Here is a 19620-nt window from a genome sequence, read left to right as displayed (position 1 = left end):
CGAGCCTACTCGGGGTGATCGACATCGGCGGTCTCGGCGGGGCTGTCTTCGCGCTCGGTCCAGACGGCGAGCTGGTCGCCGTCGAGTCCGATGAGGATGCGCCCCTGACGGTCGGTGCGAAGAGTGACTGCGCCAGTGCCCTCCGTGATCGCGATGGTCTCATCGCGCGGATGCCCGTAGTCGTTGTCGGCGCCCGCGCTGAAGATCGCGACGGCGGGGCTGATGCGCGCGTACAGCGCAGGGTCCTGATCGGCGCTCCCGTGATGGGCGACCTTCACGACCGCGTAGGTGGTGCGCAGCCGGGTGGAGAGCATGCGCTGCGGCGTCTCGGACAGGTCGCCGAGGAGGAGCGAGCGCGGAACACCGCCGCCCTCGAAGTCCAGGACGAGGCTGGCGTCGTTGCCGGCCGGGAACGCCGCCGAGTCCTTCTGCGGCCACAGCACCCGCCATCGCGCCGAGCCCAGCGACCCGTGCATGCCGGCAGATGCCTCGACGACCTCCGCACCGGCCTCCCGGAACTGCGCGAGCAGACGTTGCTCGCCGACTTCCTGCACCGGGCCGTGCAGGACGATGCCGGCGCGGCCCACGATCGCCCCGGCCGCACCGACGTGATCCGCGTCGAAATGGGTGAGGACGAGCAGGTCGATCCGGTCCACTCCCAGAGCCGCCAGACAGCTCAGGAGCGGCTCGGGCTCCATGCCGGTGTCGATCAGCGCGATGCGGCCCTCCGAGCGCACGACCAGCGCGTCGCCCTGCCCGACATCGCACGCCGCGATCGTCCAGTCCTCGGGCACCGTTGCCGTGACGAGCGGTCCGGTCACCAGCATCCGCGCACCGAGCAGACCGCCGGCGAACACGAGGACCGCCGTGGCGGCCACGCGCGACCACCGATCGAGACCGCCTGCGAACGGCGTCGTCCCTGCGAGTGCGATCCCGATCGCTGCGCTGAGCACGGCCACCACGACAGCCGAGCCGATCCCCGGGACGATCAGCGCCGTGCCGCCCGGTACGGCCGCCGAGACGGTCGCCGTCGTCGCGATCCATGCGGCGGGGAGCCAGGCTGAGGCCGCGAAGAGGTCGGCGATCGGCGGAATCGGCGCGGCGAGGCACGCCAGCAGCCCGACGACCGTGGCGATGGGTGCGGCGGGGTCGGCCAGCAGGTTCGCGGGGATGCCGATGATGGACTGCTGCTCCGCGAACAGCGCGATGATCGGCCCGCACGTCAACTGGGCTGCGACGGGGATGCCGATCGCCAGGGCAAGCGGTTGCGGCATCCATCGCGACATCCCTCGCGCGAGCGGCGGGGCGAGGACGATCAGAGCGGCCGTCGCCGCCGCGGACAGCGCGAAGCCGGGCGTCGTCGCGAGCCATGGATCGGAGATGAGGATGCCCGTCACGGCCAGGCACAGCACGCCGACGCCCGCGCTCGGTCTGCCGCACAGGAGCGTCAGCATCGCCAGTGCCGCCATCACCGAGGCGCGGACCACTCTCGGCTCGGGAGTGACGAGCACGACGAAAGCGGCCAGCGCGGTCAGCGCGAGAACGACCCGCAACCGCCGACCGCCGCCGCACAGGCCGACGAGCCAGAAGACCGCTCCCACCACGATCGCGCAGTTCGCCCCGCTCACCGCGGTGAGATGACTGAGCCCGCTCGTGAGCATCGCGGCGTTGAGCTCCTCGCTCACGGCCCTCGTGTCGCCCACGGCGAGACCCGGCAGCAGACCTGCGCCGGGTTCGGGAAGCCGCTTCGCCCGCTCGACGAAGTCCTCGCGGACCTGCGCCGCGATGCCGAAGGCACCTTCCGCCGGGCGGAGGATCTCGACCCGCATGCCGAACACGACGACGGCGGCCCGCTCCCCCGGATCGGTCGCCATGGCGTCGCCGGTCACGCGGATCAGAGCGCCGAGATCGAGACCGGCAGCCGGATCGACGCCCACCCGCATCGGCACGACGAGGGGCTCCGGCGCACCGAGCGTTCCAGCGCGCACGCTCTGCACGTCGAACCACATCCGCCCGTCGCTGCCGACGGACGACGAGGACGAGACCTCGGCGATCACCTCGACCACGCGGCCGTCGAGATCGGATGCGGCGGCCCGCTGGGGCACCGCGAGGCCCGTGGTCACCGACGCCGCGGCCGCCCCGAACAGCACGACGACGGCGAGCCCGCCTCGCGCACGGTCACGGCGCGCCGGGCCCGGTAGCGCCGGGCCGGCCTCCCCGCGACGGCTCCGGCGGAGCATGAGGAGGAGCACCCCGATTCCCGCTGCCGTCGCAAGACCGGCCAACCACCAGGAGAGCTCCGGCACGAAGACGCACGCGAGCGCCGTGCCCCACACGAGCAGCGCGAACGGGACCAGACGCAGGTCGCGCACTCCGGTCACGGCGTTCACGACTCCACCCGTCACACCCGCACCAGGTCGCGCAGCCCCGCCAGCAGCTTCTCGCCGATGCCGGGAACGGCGAGCAGGTCATCGACGGAGGCGAAGCGTCCGTTCGTCTCGCGCCAGTCGATGATCCGCTGCGCGAGCGCCGGGCCGATCCTCGGCAGCGTCTCCAGCGCCGCCTGATCCGCGTTGTTCAGATCGACGAGGCCGTCGCCGACCGGGGTGCCCTCGCCTCCTTCCGGGGCGGCGCCCACCGCCGGGACGATGAGCTGCTCGCCGTCGCTGAGGGGTCGCGCGAGGTTGACCGCCTGGAGATCGGCGTCGTCGAGCGTTCCGCCGGCAGCGGCGATGGCGTCGACGACCCTGGCATCGGGCTCGAGGACGTAGAGGCCGGGACGTGCGACCTCGCCCAGCACGTGCACGTACAGCTCTCCGCCGGCCACGACTCCCTCGTCGGAGGCGTCGACCTGAACGGTCTGCGTCGGCTGCGCCTGCCCGCGCATGATGCCGAGTCCGACCGCACCCGAGAGCACCACGAGGCCGAGCACGACGGCTGCGCCGATGCTCAACCGCAGACGCGCGCGGGGCGCAGGCGCGGGTTCAGTCGCTGGCACCCCGCCACGCTAGACGCGCGTGCGCATCATCGGATGCCGGATGCACCCGTTCCGTGGATACCCGAGCGTCCGAGCCGGATGTGCAGGATGAACGGCTGCGATTCGCCCCGGGCTCGCTCAGCCCTTCACGGCGAAGTTCACAAGCTTCGGCGCTCGGACGATCACCTTCACGATCTCCTTGTCGCCGATCGCCCGGATCACGCGCTCATCGGAGCGTGCCAGCGCCTCGAGCTCGTCGGCGGTGATCTTCGCCGAGACCTCGAGCTGCGCGCGCACCTTGCCGTTCACCTGCGCGACCGCGGTGATCGTGTCCTCCACGAGCAGAGCGGGGTCTGCCTGGCGCCAGGTCACGAGACCCACGGACGGCTCGTGACCGAGCGCCTCCCACATCTCCTCCGCCGTGTGCGGAGCGATCAGATCCAGCATCACGGCGACCGTCTCGACGGCCTCGCGCACGGCGGGGTCGCCCGCGCCGGCACCGGTGTCGACGGTCTTGCGGGTGAGGTTGACGAGCTCCATCAGGCGCGCGACGAGAACGTTGAACTTCGTCTGCTCGACCAGGCCCGGCGCATCCGCCAGCAGCCGGTGCGTGCCGCGGCGCAGCGCCGCATCGCCGTCCTTGAAGACGACGTCGACGGGGCTCGCGACCTCGTGGCTGAGCCGCAGGGCACGCGACAGGAACTTCTGCGCCCCCGTGGTCGACACGTCGGCCCAGTCCTTGTCGTCCTCGACGGGACCGGCGAAGGCCAGGCCCGTGCGCAGCGCATCGGCGCCGTACTTGTCGAGCTCTTCCTGGAAGAGCACGAGGTTGCCCTTGCTCTTGGACATCTTCGCGCCGTTCAGGATCACCATGCCCTGGTTGATGAGGCTGGAGAACGGCTCGGTGAAGTCGATCAGCCCCATGTCGAAGAGGACCTTGGTGATGAAGCGCGCGTACAGCAGGTGGAGGATCGCGTGCTCGACACCGCCGATGTACGTGTCGACGGGCGCCCAGCGCGCCGCCTCGGCCGGATCGAACGCGAACTGGTCGCTGTTCGGCGAGAGGAAGCGCAGGAAGTACCACGAGCTGTCGACGAACGTGTCCATCGTGTCGGGGTCGCGCAGCACCGGCTCACCGGAGACGGGATCGACCGTGCGAACCCATGACTCGGCGGCGCCCAACGGCGACGATCCCTTCGGCGAGAGGTCGAGGCCGGCGGCACCCGGCAACGTGACCGGAAGCTGCTCGACGGGCACCGGCGTGACGGTGCCGTCATCGTGGTGCAGCATCGGGATCGGCGTGCCCCAGAAGCGCTGACGCGAGATCAGCCAGTCCCGCAGCCGGTAGTTCTTCGCCGCACGACCGGTCCCTGCCGCGGTCAGCTGCTCGATCGCCCTGGCGATCGCGTTGCGCTTGGACAGACCGTTCAGGTCGCCGGAGTTGATCATGCGTCCCTCGCCGGACAGCGCGATGCCCGTGGATGCGGGGTGCTGCGCGTCGAGCGCCTCGACGGGCTCGATCGGAACGCCGTCCTCGTCGACGTCGATGACCGGGATGACGCCGGTGACCGGGGCCGTCGTGTCGACGACGACCTTGACGGGCAGGTCGAACGCACGGGCGAAGTCGAGGTCGCGCTGGTCGTGCGCGGGGACGGCCATGACGGCGCCGTGCCCGTAGTCGGCCAGCACGTAGTCGGCGGCCCAGATCGGCAGCCGCTCGCCGCTCACAGGGTTGACCGCGTAGCGCTCCAGGAACACACCCGTCTTCGGGCGGTCGGTGGACTGCCGGTCGATGTCGGTGGTCTTCTGCACGGTCGCCAGGTACTCGCCGAAAGCGGCCTGCACCTCGGCGGGGGCATCCGCCGCGATCTCGGCGGCGAGATCGGAGTCGGGGGCGACGACGAAGAAGGTCGCGCCGTGCAGCGTGTCAGGGCGCGTCGTGAACACGGTCACGGGCTCGTCGCGACCCTCGATGCGGAAGTCCACGTCGGCGCCGATGGAGCGGCCGATCCAGTTGCGCTGCATCTGCAGCACCTTGTGCGGCCAGCGGCCCTCGAGCTGGTTCAGGTCGTCGAGCAGCCGGTCGGCGTAGTCGGTGATCCTGAAGTACCACTGGGTCAGCTTCTTCTTGACGACCTCGGCGCCGCAGCGCTCGCAGCGGCCGTCGACGACCTGCTCGTTCGCGAGCACGGTCTGATCGTTCGGGCACCAGTTGACGGGGCTCTTCTTGCGGTAGGCGAGGCCGCGTTCGTGCAGCTGCAGGAACAGCCACTGGTTCCAGTGGTAGTACTCGGGGTCGGAGGTGTGCAGCTCACGGGTCCAGTCGAACGAGACGCCGTACGCCTTGAACCCGGTCTTCTGCTGCTCGATGTTCTGGTAGGTCCACTCGCGCGGGTCGGCGCCGCGGCGGATCGCGGCGTTCTCGGCGGGCAGGCCGAACGAGTCCCACCCGATCGGGTTCAGCACGTTGTGGCCCCGGTGGCGCCAGAAGCGCGCCACGATGTCGGAGTACAGGTAGTTCTCCGCGTGCCCCATGTGCAGGTCGCCCGAGGGGTACGGGAACATGGCGAGCACGAACTTGCGGGGACGGCGGTCGTCCTCGCCTCCGGTGAGGAAGGTCTCGTTCTCCGCCCAGTACTTCTGCCACTTGGCTTGGATGGCGTGCGCAGACGTGGACTCGTCGGCGGGCTCGGCGGAGGAGGCGGAGAATTCAGACAACGAACGACCAATCTCAGGAAAAGTCAGGAATTTCCAGGATATCGGATCACCCGCGCCGCCAGGCCGCGGGAAGACTCGCCCCCAGCGCAGCCAGCGGCGCCCTCGCCTTGGTCGCTACCTCGTCCACCTCGTCGTCCGCGACGGAGCCCCAGGTGATGCCGCCGCCGGCACCGACGACCGCACGATCGGCGGTGAGGAGGATGGTGCGGATCACCATCGCGAGATCGATCGCGCCGTCCGCGCCGACGTAGCCGAAGCACCCGCTGTAGACGCCGCGCGGTCGTGCCTCCTCGAGCCCGTGCAGCAGGGTCATCGCCGAGAGCTTCGGCGCACCGGTCATGCTGCCGGCCGGGAAGGCGGCATCCCACAGGGTCTGCACGTCGAGACCGCTGATCGCACGCCCACTGACGGTGCTGACAAGCTGGTGCACGGCCGGGTACGACTCGATCGCCCACAGCCCGTCCACGCGGATCGACCCCGGCTCGCAGACCTGCGAGAGATCGTTGCGCATGAGATCGACGATCATGACGTTCTCCGCGCGCTCCTTCGGGCTCGCGACGAGTTCGGCGGCGAGCGCCGCATCGGATGCCGCATCCGCTCCGCGAGGTCGCGTGCCCTTGATGGGTCGCGTGCGGATGCTGCCCCCCGATGCATGCAGGAACGTCTCCGGGCTCGCGCTGAGAAGCGCACGGCCGCCGATCCGGACGAAGCCGCCGTGATGGGCGGGGCTCGCCGACCTCAGGCGCAGATACGTCTCGACCGCGTCGTGCGCGCCGGGGACTGTGAAGCGGGTCGTGAGGCACAGCTGGTACGCGTCGCCGGCGCGGATCGCGTCGCGGCACCGCTCGACGAGTGCGGCGTACTCCGCAGGGGTGTGCCGGGCGGATGCCTCGAAAACGGACGCTTCGACAGGCTCAGCGATCGAGTGGACGGCCCCTGAGTCTGTCGAAGGGTCCGACCATCCGCGGAGGGTCTCGCTCTCCCCCAGCTCCCACACCGAACTCGTCGCGTGGTCGACCGCCACCGCGGCGGTGACCCGCAGCCAGGCCGGGCCCCCTTCCGACGGTGCGGCCGGCGCGCCGAATCGCTCTGCGCCGCTCTCGTAGTCCAGCCATCCGACCCATCCGCCCCGGAACGGCGGCATCCCGGCATCGGCGTCGGCATGGGCATCCTCTGCGGCGTCGAGCCGCGCATCCCCCGGTCCTGCGGGGTCCGGCTCTCCGATGCCGAGGATGCTCCAGCCGTCTTCGGCTCCTGCACCGGCATCCAGCCAGAACACGTCCTCGTGCGCGGCGGCGAGCGCGCGGAACAGGGCCGGCAGATCGATGGTCTCTTCACCTCGGCGGGCGGGCAGCAGGTCTCGGGGCACGGTCTCAGCGTAGGGTGCGTATTCTCGACTGCGTGGACGACTTCCTGCTGTGGATCCTGGATGCCGTGCAGGCGGTCGACCCGGTCGCCCGCACCCTCATCGCGGGTCTCGCCGTCATGCTCGAGACGAGCATCCTCATCGGCCTGATCGTCCCCGGCGACACGATCGTCATCATCGCGTCGATGGGTGTCGACGGCCCCGTCGAGATCGTCGCGATGGTCGTCGCCGTCGTGGTGGGCGCCCTGATCGGCGAGAGCATCGGCTTCTGGCTGGGGCGCTGGCTCGGTCCGCGCATCCGCCGCTCCTGGGTGGGCAGACGGATCGGAGAGGCCCACTGGGCCCGCGCCGAACGGTACCTGCAGCGTCGCGGCGGCCTGGCGATCTTCCTCTCGCGCTTCCTTCCGGTGCTGCATTCCCTCGTGCCCCTCACCGTCGGCATGAGCAGTTACTCGTACCGGCGCTTCCTCGCGTGGACGGCCCCTGCCTGTCTGCTGTGGGCGGCGGCGTACGTCAGCGTCACCTCGCTCGCCGCCGGCGGGTTCCGCGAACTCGTCGACCAGGTGCACTTCGCCGGATACGTGTTCGTCGGCGTGATCGTCGTCTTCGTGCTGCTCGTCTACGTCGGCAAGAAGCTTCTCGAGAGGTGGGAGGCCCGGCACATGCGCGTCACGGATGCCGCCGGTGACGAGGGCGCCCAGCCGGGCATGAAAGACTGAGATCGATGTCCGAAGACACCGCCAAGAAGCCCAGGATCCACTGGTTCGCACGCCTCGAGCACCGCCTGCACGTGTGGCGCGAGAGCCGGGCCCGCCGCCGCGGTCGGACCGCGACGGTTCTGCCGTTCGCCGGCTACGGCGGCACCGGCTGGGTGCGTCTGGTCGGGCGTGTGCTGATCGTGCCCCCGCGCCGCCGCGGTGGCGACGGCGAGCCGGAGTCCGTGCGCGGCTGGCGCAGCTTCGTGGGCATCCCGGTCGGCTTCGCGAAGGTGAGCGTCGTGATCGCCGGTCGCACCCACGAGGTGGTCGCCGACCGCGGCGGCGTGATCGACGCCGTCATCGATGCCGAGCTCGATGCCGGGTGGCAGAACTTCACCATGTCGGTCGAGGGCACGGCGCCCGTCGAGGGCACGGCGTTCATCGTGGGCGACGACGTGCGCTTCGGCGTGGTCTCCGATGTCGACGATACCGTGATGGTCACCGCCCTCCCCCGGCCGTTCATCGCGGCGTGGAACTCGTTCGTCGTCGACGAGCACGCCAGGATCCCCGTCCCTGGCATGGCGGTGCTGATCGAGCAGCTGATGCGACAGCATCCGGGCGCCCCGATGGTGTACCTGTCGACCGGGGCGTGGAACGTCGCCCCGACGCTCAGCCGCTTCATGAGCAGGCATCTGTTCCCCAAGGGCTCGATGCTGCTCACCGACTGGGGCCCGACTCATGACCGCTGGTTCCGCAGCGGGCGCGAGCACAAGCTGCGCAATCTGCGGCGCCTCGCGGAGGAGTTCCCGAACGTGAAATGGCTGCTCATCGGCGACGACGGCCAGCACGACGAAGCGATCTACACCGAGTTCATGACCGACCACCCCGATTCGGTCGCCGGCGTCGCGATCCGGCAGCTCTCGACCGCCGAGGCGATGCTCGCCGGTGGTCGCGCGACCTCGGACGACCACTCCGACGACACGGCACCCTGGGTCGCCGCCTCCGACGGCGCGGGGCTGCGCGAACGGCTCACCGACGTCGGCATCCTGCACTGACGAGCCCGCCATGACGACCCTCGACCGCAGCGTCTGGTCCGAGCGAGAGCGCGCCCATCACGCGCGCGCGGACGCCCTGACAGCCGCGCATCGCGAGCGCGCGAGCAGGGGCGAGAAGCATCCGGTGTGGGACTTCCTGTTCACGTACTACTCGTATTCGCCGTCGCAGCTGCGGCGCTGGCATCCGGGCGCAGGCGTCGAGCTCACGGACGCTCCGGAGCGCGCCGCGTGGCGCTGGTACGCGGCGGGGTCGGCGCCGGGGTCGGTCGTGCCGGATGCCGCGGGCTTCGCCCGCGAGAAGGCGCCGCTCGCCGGCCTCATCGAGAGGATCCTGTGCCGCACCGCCGCACGCCCCGGCCAGTTCGGCTGCTTCGGGCTGCACGAGTGGGCGATGGTCTATCGCGAGGCCGAGCACCGCCATCCCGCTCCCCTCCGCCTGGGACAGGCGGAAACGGATGCCGTCGTGGAGGCGCACGACCTGCGCTGCACGCACTTCGACGCGTTCCGGTTCTTCACGCCCGAGGCCGTTCCGCGCAATCGCACGGCCCTCACCCGCGACGATCAGCCCGTCCTCGAGCAGCCGGGCTGCCTGCACGCCGGCATGGACCTCTACAAGTGGGCGATGAAGCTCGGACCGCTCGTACCGGGCGAACTGCTGCTGGACGCATTCGAACTCGCCCGCGACATCCGTCTGCTCGACATGGAGGCGGCCCCGTACGACCTCTCCGACTGGGGCATCGTCCCCGTGCGCATCGAGACGGCGGACGGCAAGGCGGAGTACGTGCGCCGGCAGCGGGAGTTCGCGGAGCGAGGCAATACGCTGCGCTCCCGGATGCTCGACGCCTGGCTCGGTCAGGACGCCGGTTCGCACTCCGCGCAGGGCGCCCAGCCCGACCCAGCTGCCGCGAGCTCCAGGCGCAGGGTCATGACGCGCTCCGCCGCCTCCTGAAGACGGTCCGCCGGCAGCGTCCCCTCGTCGACCGCCTCGGCGATGCCCGTCGCCATCTGCCCGGCCGTGCTCGGTGTCGAGTGCACGACCATGAGCACGAGGTCGGTTCCAGCGGCGACCGCCGAGACGGCGTTGTCGACGGGGTCCGCGTACTGCGGCAAGCCGGTGGAGATCAGCATCCCCAGGTCGTCGGTGACGATGACCCCACCGAATCCCAGTTCGTCGCGGGCGATCTCGTGCCAGCGCGACGAGAGCGACGCCGGCTCCTCGTCGACGGCCGTGTACGCGAGGTGCCCGAACATGAGCAGGGATGCTCCCGCCTCCACACCCGCCTCGAAGGGCAGGGCGTCGGTGCGGCGCCACTCAGCCAGCGACTCGTCGGTGCTCGGGATGAGCTGATGCGAGTCACCGGGCGCCGCCCCGTGACCGGGGAAGTGCTTCACCGTCGAGGCGACAAGCGGCTCCTCCGCGGTGACGGCCGCGGCGACCCGTTCGGCGGCGCTCGCAGGGTCGGCGCCCAGGGAGCGCCGGTAGATGAACGAGGACGCGTCGCCGGTGGTGTCGGCGATGACGCCGAAGTTCACGTTCGCCCCCGCGCGGGCCACGAGTGACGCGCGCGCGGCGAACGCTGCGGCCGTCTGCGCGACGGGACGCTCCTTCAGAGCGATCGATGAGGCGAAGTCGTCCCACGGCAGCCGGGAGACGTCGCCGCCCTCCTGGTCGATGGCGATCAGCGGCGGCACATCGGCGCTGGACGCGAGTGCGGCTGTGACCGCGCGCAGCTCCGCCTCGCTGTTCGGGACGTTCGCCCCCATGAGGATGAAGCCGCCGAGGTCTGTCGTGCCCATGTAGTCGGCGAGCTTCGCCGGGTCCGCCGTCGGGATGTGTCCCATGACGATGCTCGACGCCTGTTCGGCCGGCGTCATCTGCTCGACCAGCCGGGCCGCTTCCGCTGACGGGCCGACCGGCGCAGGCTCCGCGGGCGTCTGCACCGGGACGTCACGGCCGCCCGCCGACGCGGTGTGCGCCGGCATCGAACTGCCGGATGCCACGGCGCACAGCAGCATCGCCGCGGTCAGCAGCACCCACCGGCGCACGGCGGTCAGCGCGCGAGCGCGGCGGCGATCGGCTCGGCGGTTTCCTGCGTGCCGTTGCCGAAGCGGATCGTGCGTCCGATCGTCAGCGGCTCGACCAGCGTGGCGGCGATGACCGCGGCGACGTCGGCTCGTGCGACCCGTGCGGGGGCAGGAGCGTCGAGTTCGATGAGTCCGGTCGGCTCGTCGAAGGTGAGTGTGCCGGGGCCCAGGATCGTGCCCTCGAGGTCCGTGCTGCGCAGGTGCTCGTCGGCTGCCCACTTCGCGTCGGCGTAGGGGAAGAACGAGTCATCCTCCGGCACACCATGGTCGGCCTTCGAGCCGAGCCACGACACCATGACGTAGCGCTTCACGTCGGCGGCGGCTGCGGCATCCATCGACCGGATCGCGGCGTCGCGATCGACGGCGTAGGTGCGTTCCGGGGATCCTCCGCCGGCCCCGGCCGACCACACGACGGCATCATGTCCGCGGATGAGGTCGGCGATCCCGGCGGTGTCGAGGCTCTCGATGTCGGCGACGAGAGCCGTGGCGCCGGTCTGCTCGACATCGGCGACGTGATCGGGGTTGCGGATCACCGAGGTGACCTCGTCGCCGCGGGCGACGAGGATCGGGGCGAGCAGAAGCGCAATGCGGCCGTGGCCGCCGAAGACGATGACACGGGACATGACTCCAGGGTAACCCGCACTGCGCATCACGTCACGGACGTCGGGATGCCGCGCAGTGCGCGCTGCACGCCCAGCGCAGCCGTGCGACCTGCGCGATTGGCGCCGATTGTGCTCGCCGACGGGCCGTACCCGACGAGCTGGATGCGCGGGTCTTTCACGGCCGTCGTGCCGCGCCCGTTGCGGTCGAGCTGGATGCCGCCCGCTGCGCTGCGCAGATGCAGCGCAGCCAGATGCGCGATGGCGGGCCGGAACCCGGTCGCCCAGAGGATGACGTCGACGGCCTCGAAGGATCCGTCGGCCCAGCGGACGCCGTCGGGTTCGATCCGCTGGAACATCCCTCGGCGGTGGGCGTATGCGCCCAGGCGCTCGGCCTCGTGCTCCTGCGGCCGCAGCATGAGGCCGGTGACGCCGACGACGCTCTGCGGCGGAAGGCCCTGCGCGACCCGCTGCTCGACGAGCGCGACCGCCGCCGCTCCCGCTTCGGGGGTGAATTCGTCGTCGCGCCAGACCGGCTCGCGACGGGTCACCCAGATCGTCTCGGTGATCGGAGCGAGCGCTCCGAGGAACTGCACGGCGGATGCGCCGCCGCCGACGACGAGCACGCGCTTGCCGCGCAAGTGCTCCGGCCCTGGGTAGTCGACGGTGTGGAGCTGCTCTCCGATGAACGTCTCCATGCCCGGGTAGTGCGGCAGGAACGGATGCGTCCACGTTCCCGTCGCGTTCACGAGAGCCCTGGTGCGCCATGCGCGCTCCCCCGCCTGAACGACGAGGATGCCGTCCTCGTCGGTGACCGCATCAACGCGCACGGGACGGAGGACCGGCAGCCCGTGACGCTGCTCGTAGTCCGTGAAGGATGCCGGGACGACGATGTTCGCACGCTGCGCATCGCGGGCCGGCGCCTCGGCTCCGGGGAGCTCGGCGACGCCGTGCACGTCGTCCATCGTCAGCGCGTCCCAGCGGTGCTGCCATGCGCCCCCGGGTGCGCTGTTCGCGTCGAGGACCAGATGGTCGATGCCGAGTCGCTTCAGATGGAATGAGGTCGAGAGCCCGGCCTGTCCCGCGCCGATGACGATGCTCTCCCGGATCTGCATGTTCATGACAACTAATGGATCTGCGGGGGTGTTCCCGCTGAACCGCCCGGCCGTTCTCCGATTCGCGCGGACGCCGGAACGTGTTGTATTCTTTTCGAGTTGCCCCGGTCACCTGGGGAAGCGAGATGGGCCTGTGGCGCAGCTGGTAGCGCACCTGCATGGCATGCAGGGGGTCAGGGGTTCGAGTCCCCTCAGGTCCACCAGAAGGTCGTTGTTCAAACCGTCGACATCACCGGTTTGAGTTCCAGACTCCGCCTTCCGTCCTTGGTGGCGGAGGGCGAGAGTCTGGACGTCCGGGTTGAGGACCACGTTAAACGGCACGCCGGGTTCGCCGTGGATGGTGTCGTCGTCGGTGACGATGAGCTTGTCGAAGAAGGCTTGGTTGGCGATCCGGCGTAGCGAGTCGTCGATGCTCAGGTAGATGGCGTGCATGTCGCCGGCGAGGGCGAGGCAGTCATCCAGGTGCGCTTTGGCCTGCTCGTACTCGATGTCTCCGGGGGACTTAGGCCCAGTCCTTGTGCGGCGACGTGCCGCCGATACCGGCGTTGAACGTATTCGTCGGATCGAGCTCCTTGAAGTGCTCTTCCATGGACTCCGGCAGCTTGTAGATGCGACCGTAGTTGTGCTCGGCGGGCAGCTTCGCGCCGCGCTCCTCCAGCAGGTGCTGGATGCGGTCGTGCAGCGCCTCGGGATCCACGCCCTGCTTGGCGACATAGTCCTGGTGCATCACATGGCAGAAGAAGTGCCCGTAATACGCCTTGACCTCAAGCTGGTCGTCGATCTCCTCCGGCAGCACCTCGAGCCAGTTCCAATCGTCGCGACGCAGGGCCACATCGATGGGGATGAGCCCTGCGATGTGCCGGCGCTTCAACGCGGCGTAGCGAGTGGCGGCACTGGCCGCGCCGAACCGGTTGAGCGACGCGCTCTTTTCTTCATCAGACGTGCAGATGAAGAACTCACCAGTGTGCTCGGGCTCTGCGAAGAACTCCTTGAGCATCTTCTCGCTCGCGGCCTTCTGCGACTCGCTGACGGTGAGCAGCAGGTGATGCTCGAAACGGTTGCGGTACTCCATCATGCGCTTGGGCAGCTGGTTGGGCAGCACGCTGAACATGGCTTGCGATACCGTGTCGGCGAAGGTCGGACCAATGCCGGGAATCTTCGAGAACAAGCCGTTGGCCCACGTCTTGAACGAGAACATGCGCGTCTGCAGCGCTGGACTCATGAACTTCAGGAAGACGAAGGTGTCTTTGCCGTACTTCTCGGCCAAGTCGAAGGCACTGCGGCCCATGTACTCACCAGAGATAGGCAGCGGCATGTCGGCTTCGAGGAACAACCGACGGATCTCTTCGAGCTCGTGCGTGTTGTTCGTGCCGATGTAAAACACGGTCGGGTGCACTTCGCGAGGGAAGGTGCGGGTGCGCACCGCGAACACCATCAGCTTGCCGGCCGAGCCGGAAGCCTCGAACAGGTACTCGGGGTTCGCATTGTAGCGAGCAGGCGAAGGCACGATCTTGCGCAAGTGCTCGGCGTACTCGGTCTCGTTCGAGTCTTCGGGAGCTGGGGTGACATCCTCGGGAGACCACTCGCCGCGCTGTAGACGGTCGAGTGCGACCTCAGGGTCGTCTCCGAGCGAGATGCCCAGGTGATTGACCAGCTCGACCTTGCCGTCGTCGTTGACGCGGGCGAAGATCGCTTCGCGCGTGAATGCCGGACCCTTGCGAATCTGGCTGCCGCCCGAGTTGTTCGCGATGCCGCCGATGACCGAGGCGCCGATTGATGTCGACCCGATCACCGAGTGCGGCTCGCGCTGGTGCTTGGCGAGCGCGTCGGTCAGGTGTGTCAGCGGGGTGCCCGCGAGCGAGATCGCCTCGCGCGCGTCGTTGATGAGGTGCACCTCATCGATGCGGTGAGTCGAGATGATCACAATGGGGCGATCGTAGTCTTGGAAGCCGGGGCCGGATCCACCAGTCAGGCCCGTGTTCGATGCCTGCGGGATGACGATGAGGTTGTTGTCGACGGATACCTGCAGCGCCCGCCACATCTCGACCAGCGTGCCGGGGCGCACCACGGCGAAGACTGGTCCTCCGCCGAATCGATAGCCTTTGCTGAATGGCATCGTGGCACGCTCAGAGGTCAGTACATGTTCGTCGCCGACGATTCTCTTGAACGCATCGATCGCTTCGTGCGAAGTCGTGGTGGTCTGTCCTGGTTGCGTCATCTCTAAGCTTCCTATATTCAGTTGCATCACAAGCGCGTCATGATGCTGAGGGGATGTCGCCTTGATCCGAGCTAGTCCGCGGTCGTTCATTTTTTGATGGGCGGGGAAACGAGCCAGGGGGACGACGTCTGCGACCGTCTGCCCGGAAGCTCGCTACGGCGTCCAAGAAGTGTGCGTGTGCGTATGCATGTGCATACGCACATCCTCATTGTAGAAGGTGGGGACTGCCGCACGTTCAGGTGACAGGTTGACCTGCCCCACGGAAGTGGTTCCAGTTTCGGTGGCTAACTGGTGGCCTGATCCGGAAGGCTCATCCTCATGCCCCGTCCTTATCCGCCGGAGTTTCGTGCGCGCGCTGTCGCGCTCGTGCGTGCCGGCAAACAGGCTAAACAGACCGCCGTGGAACTCGGCATCCACCCCGTCACGCTGTCGAACTGGATCCGCCAGGACGACATCGACAACGGCCACCGGCCCGGCGTCCCCTCGTCGGAGTCCTCGGAGCTGCGAGCGGCGAAGCGTCGCATTCGAGAGCTTGAGACCGAGCTGCTGATTGTCCGGCAGGCGGCGAAGTTCCTCGACGAGGAGCGCCCCCGCCCAAAAGGCTCTTCCCGGTGATCGACCGCCTCGCCGACGCCGGGATCCCGATCGACCGCTGCTGCCGCGTCCTCGGTGTCGCGAGGCAGCACTACTACCGCGTCAAGCGGAAACCCCTGACCCAGTCCGAGTTGCGCCGGCAGTGGTTGACCGGGCTGATCCGGGAAGTGCACGTCACCTCCCGCGGCACCTACGGATACAGGCGAGTCCACGCCGAACTGACCATGGCGATGGGCGTCGCCGTCAGCGAGCGGACGGTGCACAAGCTGATGCGCCTGGCCGGGATCTATGGGCTCCCCGGGCCTATCCGCACCAAGCGGCTCCGCGGCGTCGTCACGTCCGATGACCTCGTGAACCGGAAGTTCGCCAGGCCGCGCCCGAATGAGCTCTGGGTGACGGACATCACGCAACATCGCACGCGGGAAGGCTGGGTCTACTGCGCGGCGGTGCTCGACGCCTACAGTCGCCGCATCATCGGTTGGTCGATCGACTCCAAGCAGGACACCACGCTCGTCATCAACGCGCTCGACATGGCCATCCGGAATCGCCGCCCCGCACCGGGCGGGATCGTGCATGCGGACCACGGGACGCAATTCACCTCGTGGCTCTTCGGAGAGAAGATCCGCTCCGCCGGGCTCCTGCCCTCGTTCGGATCCGTCGGCGACGGCCTGGACAACGCGATGATGGAAAGCTTCTGGTCATCGATGCAGATCGAACTGCTGAACCGGAAGAAGTGGAAGACCCGAGTCGAACTCGCCAACGCGATCTTCGAGTACATCGAGATCTTCGACAACCGACAACGCCGACATTCCGCCCTCGGCTACCGCACCCCGATCGAATACGAGACACTCGAAATCAACAACATCCCCGCCGTGAGTTAGCCACCACGACTGGAACCAAAATCGTGGGGCAGGTCAAGATGTCACCCATCCGTGCGGCAGTCCCGGTGACGCTGCAGCGCGTCGCGGAGACCATGGAGGAGCAGTCTCACCCCGTCTCGGCGACGGAGGTCGCCGAGGTCCTCGGCATGTCGCGCGTCAGCGCGCGGCGCTACCTGGAGCGCCTCGTGGAGTCCGGGCTGGCGGCGAGCACGCCCACGTACGGCGGCGTGGGCCGCCCGGAGCTGCGCTACCAGCTCCGCGGGTGACGGGCCTCAGACTCCGGGCCGCACAGACAGGTCGGTGATCTGCGCGTCACGAGGCAGATCGAGGGCGGTGAGGATGCTCGTCGCGACGGACTCCGGATCGATGAAGCGCTCGGGCACGTAATCGGCGCCCTCCTGCTGGTGCACCCGCTCCTGCATGGGGGTCGCGGTGCGTCCGGGGAAGACCGAAGTGACCCGGACCCCGTTCGCGGCCTCTTCGGCCCGCAGCGCGTCCGCCAGGGCCTTCAGGCCGTGCTTGGACGCCGCGTACGCGCCCCAATCGGCATGGGCGCGCAGCCCCGCTCCGGAGTTCACGAACAGCACCTGCCCGCGCGACACCCGGAGCACCGGGAGGAGCAGCCGGGTCAGCTCGGCCGGAGCGACGAGGTTCACGGCCAGCTGCTGCTCCCACAGCGTCGGCGGAAGATCGGCGACGGAACCGAGGTCGACGATGCCGGCCACGTGCACGAGCGAATCGATGCGCTCGGGCAGCTGCTGCTTCGAGAACGCCCAGGACAGGCGCCCCGGCTGCGCCAGATCCCCCACCAGCGTGGAAGCGCCGGGGAACCGCGTCGAGAGTTCACGTGCCCTGCCCGCGTCGCGCGCGAGCAGCATCAGGTCGTCCCCGCGTTCGTGCAGCCGTCGGGCGACCGCCGCGCCGATGCCGGAGCCGGCGCCGGTGATCAGGTGCAGCGCCATCTCAGGATCGCTCTGCGGCCTCGGTGAGCTCGATCGGCACGACGGGGCAGTCCTTCCACAGCCTCTCGAGGCCGTAGTACACGCGCTCCTCGCCGTGGAAGACATGCACGATGAGATCGCCGAAGTCCATCAGCACCCAGCGGGCCTCTGCACGGCCCTCGCGGCGGACCCGCTTGTGGCCGGCTTCGACCAGGCGGTCCTCGATCTCGTCGGCGATCGCGGCGACGTTGCGCTCGCTGTTCCCGGTCACGAGCAGGAAGATGTCGACGAGCGGCAGCGGCTCCGAGACGTTGAGGGCGACGAGGTCCTCGCCGCCCTTGGAAACGGCGGCATCCGCCGCGATCTGCAGCATGGCCTCGGCGTTCTCAGGTGATTGCATCATCCCAATACATTCGTGGTGAATGCGACGACGAGCGCCGCGGCGACGAGAAGGGCGAGACCGCCGGCGGTGATCGCCAGCGTCAGCATCAGCTTGTTGCCCTTCTCGGGGGCAGGGGGGCGGATAACCTCGCCGGCGGGGCGGATCGTGCTCACGGCGGAGCTCGCAGCGATCGGCGTCGGCGAGGATGCCGGGGGCAGCTCGCCGTCGATGAGGACGGCGTCGATGTCCTTGCCGTCGGTCGTGCCGTGCGCGTGGCCCTGGGATCCGAGCCCTTCCGGCAGGTCGTAGCTCCCGGTGATGAGGATCTCACCGGTCGAGGCCACGGGGCCCGACAGCGAGCCCTCTCCAGGGTGCGTGAAGACCAGGGTGTTCGGCGCGCGGTTCGAGCCGCCGGAATCCGACGTGATGAGATCGTCGAAGGAGGGCGCGAACGCGGGGACGTCGGCCTGCTCGCCGAGCACCTGCCTACCGAACGCGGGGCTGACGATCGGACGCTCCTCGACGACCTCGTCGTCTGCGTCGTCGTCGACAGGCGCCTCGTCCTCGCTTGTCTCCGTCGCCGTCGCGGGCGTCGTCTCGGCGCCGGTGTCCGATTCGGATTCAGCATCCGTCTCGACGTCGGCGTCAGCCTCGTCTGCAGCGGCCTCAGCCTCGTCTGCAGCGTCGTCAGCCTCTGCGGCGTCCTCGGTGCGATCCCCGGCGTCCTCGGTGCGATCCCCGGCGTCCACGGCGACGGCACCGACCGGGGCGAACGCCGGCACGGCCGAGACGAGCTCGGAATCCTCGGTCTCCTCGGCCGCGGTCGCCTCGGCGGGCTCGGTCTCCTCGGACTCGGGCTCAGCGGTCTTCTCCGGCTCGATCACGGGGACCGACGCCGTGCGCAGCCGCTCGAGCGTGCGGGCCTGGCGGCGCGTCAGCGGAGCGGCATCCGGATCGGTGATGACCTCGGCGAGCGCTGGCGCGACCTCCGCCGGCTCGGCGGCGCGCGGGAGGGGCGCGACCGGGGTCGGGGGCGTCTTCTTCGCGGCGGCCGCGGCTTCGTCTTCTCCGATCACCGGCGTCGCGCCGGTGAGGCGGATCTCCCGCAGCTGCTTGCGGGTCAGCGGCTGATTGCCCTGCTGATCCGATGTGCTCATGCCTTGCTCCGATACAGATGATGCTTCGCGATGTACTGAACGACTCCGTCGGGAACCAGGTACCACACGGGCTGGTCCTCCTCGACGCGCTCTCGACACGCTGTGGACGAGATCGACAGCGCGGGGACCTCGAGCTGGCTGACGTTGTCGCTCGGGAGGCCGTCGGTGCTCAGAACATGTCCTGGGCGGGAGACCGCGACGAAGTGGGCCAGTTCCCACAGTTCATCATGGTCCCTCCAACTGAGAATTTGCGCTACGGCGTCCGCACCCGTGATGAAGAACAGCTCGGCGTCTGGACGCTGCGTCTTCAGATCGCGGAGCGTGTCGATCGTGTACGTCGGGCCCTCGCGGTCGACATCGACGCGGCTGACCGTGAATCGCGGGTTGGATGCCGTGGCGATCACCGTCATCAGGTAGCGGTGCTCACTGGGTGAGACGTTCGACTTCTGCCATGGACGCCCCGTCGGAACGAATACGACCTCGTCGAGGTCGAACTCGTGCGCGACCTCGCTGGCCGCGACCAGGTGCCCGTGGTGGATCGGGTCGAACGTCCCGCCCATCACTCCGATGCGTGGGGCACGCGTGGCCGTCGTCTCCATGCGCCCTAGTGGCCGTGTCCTGCCCCGTGAGCGTCAGCGCCGTGCTTCTGCGCCCAGGCCTCGGCCTTGGCGGAGTGGCGGTTGGCGACGTGGCGGTACGAGAACGTGACGAGCCCGAGAACGGCGAACAGCGCGGCGGCGATGACCCCGAAGATCAGGGTCTCGAGCGCCACGTTGCCGTGATGCTCCGTTTCAGCGGCTGCCATCGCGATCTGTGCGACGAGGTTCATCCTGA

General features: G+C 69.1%; 17 protein-coding genes, 1 tRNA gene and 1 pseudogene. 6 read left to right on the top strand and 13 right to left on the bottom strand.

Annotation, left to right across the window (positions count from 1 at the left end):
• Positions 1 to 5: 5 nt before the first annotated feature.
• The 4 genes from KEC56_RS09955 to KEC56_RS09940 all read right to left on the bottom strand — a co-directional run bounded on the left by KEC56_RS09955 (position 6) and on the right by KEC56_RS09940 (position 7064).
• Positions 6 to 2390: a ComEC/Rec2 family competence protein gene (locus tag KEC56_RS09955; protein ID WP_227530834.1), complete on the bottom strand. Its 2385-nt coding sequence runs from the start codon at positions 2388 to 2390 to the stop codon at positions 6 to 8.
• Between the two features lie 11 nt (positions 2391 to 2401).
• Entirely contained in the window at positions 2402 to 2998 is a 597-nt protein-coding gene (locus KEC56_RS09950) for a ComEA family DNA-binding protein (RefSeq protein WP_227530833.1), read from the bottom strand.
• 117 nt (positions 2999 to 3115) lie between these two features.
• Positions 3116 to 5695, bottom strand: coding sequence for a leucine--tRNA ligase (leuS, locus tag KEC56_RS09945; RefSeq protein ID WP_227530832.1), 2580 nt, complete (start codon positions 5693 to 5695; stop codon positions 3116 to 3118).
• A gap of 46 nt (positions 5696 to 5741) precedes the next feature.
• On the bottom strand, positions 5742 to 7064 hold the full coding sequence (locus tag KEC56_RS09940) for an anthranilate synthase component I family protein (RefSeq protein ID WP_227530831.1): 1323 nt from the start codon (positions 7062 to 7064) through the stop codon (positions 5742 to 5744).
• 32 nt (positions 7065 to 7096) lie between these two features.
• Here KEC56_RS09940 and KEC56_RS09935 point away from each other — a divergent pair, with 32 nt between their 5' ends.
• The 3 genes from KEC56_RS09935 to KEC56_RS09925 are packed head-to-tail and all read left to right on the top strand — an operon-like array spanning position 7097 to position 9763.
• Positions 7097 to 7780, top strand: coding sequence for a DedA family protein (locus tag KEC56_RS09935; RefSeq protein WP_227530830.1), 684 nt, complete (start codon positions 7097 to 7099; stop codon positions 7778 to 7780).
• Between the two features lie 5 nt (positions 7781 to 7785).
• Positions 7786 to 8814 (top strand): App1 family protein phosphatidate phosphatase, encoded by a 1029-nt coding sequence (locus KEC56_RS09930; RefSeq protein WP_227530829.1) that lies wholly within the window; start codon positions 7786 to 7788, stop codon positions 8812 to 8814.
• Positions 8815 to 8824: 10 nt separating this feature from the next.
• Positions 8825 to 9763 carry a 3-methyladenine DNA glycosylase gene (locus KEC56_RS09925; protein WP_227530828.1) on the top strand — a complete coding sequence of 313 codons (939 nt, stop codon included), beginning with the start codon at positions 8825 to 8827 and terminating at the stop codon, positions 9761 to 9763.
• On the opposite strand, the gene KEC56_RS09920 is transcribed toward KEC56_RS09925, so the two are convergent.
• Genes KEC56_RS09920 through KEC56_RS09910 form a run of 3 tightly spaced genes read right to left on the bottom strand, consistent with a single transcriptional unit; the run spans position 9667 to position 12613 of the window.
• The gene (locus KEC56_RS09920) at positions 9667 to 10860 is read right to left on the bottom strand and encodes a glycoside hydrolase family 3 N-terminal domain-containing protein (protein WP_227530827.1); all 1194 of its coding nucleotides are present in this window, start codon (positions 10858 to 10860) and stop codon (positions 9667 to 9669) included. The genes KEC56_RS09925 and KEC56_RS09920 overlap by 97 nt on opposite strands.
• A gap of 5 nt (positions 10861 to 10865) precedes the next feature.
• Complete coding sequence (locus KEC56_RS09915) at positions 10866 to 11522, bottom strand: SDR family oxidoreductase (RefSeq protein WP_175988152.1); 657 nt, start codon at positions 11520 to 11522, stop codon at positions 10866 to 10868.
• Positions 11523 to 11548: 26 nt separating this feature from the next.
• Positions 11549 to 12613: an NAD(P)-binding domain-containing protein gene (locus KEC56_RS09910; protein WP_227530953.1), complete on the bottom strand. Its 1065-nt coding sequence runs from the start codon at positions 12611 to 12613 to the stop codon at positions 11549 to 11551.
• 127 nt (positions 12614 to 12740) lie between these two features.
• Between KEC56_RS09910 and KEC56_RS09905 the strand changes: the two genes are divergently transcribed.
• A tRNA-Ala gene (locus KEC56_RS09905) sits at positions 12741 to 12816 on the top strand.
• Between the two features lie 299 nt (positions 12817 to 13115).
• Here the strand turns inward: KEC56_RS09905 and dld are convergent.
• Positions 13116 to 14831 (bottom strand): D-lactate dehydrogenase, encoded by a 1716-nt coding sequence (gene dld / locus KEC56_RS09900; protein WP_013161533.1) that lies wholly within the window; start codon positions 14829 to 14831, stop codon positions 13116 to 13118.
• 318 nt (positions 14832 to 15149) lie between these two features.
• Between dld and KEC56_RS09895 the strand changes: the two are divergent.
• Positions 15150 to 16306: pseudogene (locus KEC56_RS09895) on the top strand (IS3 family transposase).
• Between the two features lie 38 nt (positions 16307 to 16344).
• Positions 16345 to 16572, top strand: coding sequence for a helix-turn-helix domain-containing protein (locus KEC56_RS09890; protein ID WP_227530825.1), 228 nt, complete (start codon positions 16345 to 16347; stop codon positions 16570 to 16572).
• Between the two features lie 6 nt (positions 16573 to 16578).
• Here KEC56_RS09890 and KEC56_RS09885 read toward each other — a convergent pair whose 3' ends face one another.
• From KEC56_RS09885 to KEC56_RS09865, 5 genes are read right to left on the bottom strand one after another with little or no spacing between them, the layout of a single operon-like run.
• Positions 16579 to 17268, bottom strand: a complete 690-nt coding sequence (locus KEC56_RS09885) for an SDR family oxidoreductase (protein ID WP_227530824.1) — start codon at positions 17266 to 17268, stop codon at positions 16579 to 16581.
• 1 nt (position 17269) lies between these two features.
• Positions 17270 to 17647: a ribosome silencing factor gene (gene rsfS / locus KEC56_RS09880; protein ID WP_175988295.1), complete on the bottom strand. Its 378-nt coding sequence runs from the start codon at positions 17645 to 17647 to the stop codon at positions 17270 to 17272.
• Entirely contained in the window at positions 17647 to 18786 is a 1140-nt protein-coding gene (locus tag KEC56_RS09875; protein WP_227530823.1) for a hypothetical protein, read from the bottom strand. Before KEC56_RS09875 ends, rsfS begins: the two co-directional genes overlap by 1 nt.
• Positions 18783 to 19385, bottom strand: coding sequence for a nicotinate-nucleotide adenylyltransferase (nadD, locus tag KEC56_RS09870; RefSeq protein ID WP_175988688.1), 603 nt, complete (start codon positions 19383 to 19385; stop codon positions 18783 to 18785). The genes KEC56_RS09875 and nadD overlap by 4 nt, the downstream gene beginning before the upstream one ends.
• Before the next feature lie 5 nt (positions 19386 to 19390).
• Positions 19391 to 19615: a hypothetical protein gene (locus KEC56_RS09865; protein ID WP_175988686.1), complete on the bottom strand. Its 225-nt coding sequence runs from the start codon at positions 19613 to 19615 to the stop codon at positions 19391 to 19393.
• Positions 19616 to 19620: the final 5 nt, after the last annotated feature.

The organism is Microbacterium tenebrionis (assembly GCF_020682665.1).
Classification (GTDB): Bacteria; Actinomycetota; Actinomycetes; order Actinomycetales; family Microbacteriaceae; genus Microbacterium; species Microbacterium tenebrionis.
The sequence above is the reverse complement of the archived record's forward strand: the minus strand, read 5'-3'. Positions and strand labels throughout refer to the sequence as shown.

Excerpts from the sequence above, each read along its gene's own strand:
- KEC56_RS09930 (WP_227530829.1), top strand. The coding sequence starts at position 7,786 with ATGTCCGAAGACACCGCCAAGAAGCCCAGGATCCACTGGTTCGCACGC.
- KEC56_RS09925 (WP_227530828.1), top strand. The coding sequence starts at position 8,825 with ATGACGACCCTCGACCGCAGCGTCTGGTCCGAGCGAGAGCGCGCCCAT.
- KEC56_RS09915 (WP_175988152.1), bottom strand. The coding sequence starts at position 11,522 with ATGTCCCGTGTCATCGTCTTCGGCGGCCACGGCCGCATTGCGCTTCTG.
- KEC56_RS09910 (WP_227530953.1), bottom strand. The coding sequence starts at position 12,613 with ATGCAGATCCGGGAGAGCATCGTCATCGGCGCGGGACAGGCCGGGCTC.
- dld (WP_013161533.1), bottom strand. The coding sequence starts at position 14,831 with ATGACGCAACCAGGACAGACCACCACGACTTCGCACGAAGCGATCGAT.
- KEC56_RS09890 (WP_227530825.1), top strand. The coding sequence starts at position 16,345 with ATGTCACCCATCCGTGCGGCAGTCCCGGTGACGCTGCAGCGCGTCGCG.
- KEC56_RS09885 (WP_227530824.1), bottom strand. The coding sequence starts at position 17,268 with ATGGCGCTGCACCTGATCACCGGCGCCGGCTCCGGCATCGGCGCGGCG.
- rsfS (WP_175988295.1), bottom strand. The coding sequence starts at position 17,647 with ATGCAATCACCTGAGAACGCCGAGGCCATGCTGCAGATCGCGGCGGAT.
- KEC56_RS09875 (WP_227530823.1), bottom strand. The coding sequence starts at position 18,786 with ATGAGCACATCGGATCAGCAGGGCAATCAGCCGCTGACCCGCAAGCAG.
- nadD (WP_175988688.1), bottom strand. The coding sequence starts at position 19,385 with ATGGAGACGACGGCCACGCGTGCCCCACGCATCGGAGTGATGGGCGGG.
- KEC56_RS09865 (WP_175988686.1), bottom strand. The coding sequence starts at position 19,615 with ATGAACCTCGTCGCACAGATCGCGATGGCAGCCGCTGAAACGGAGCAT.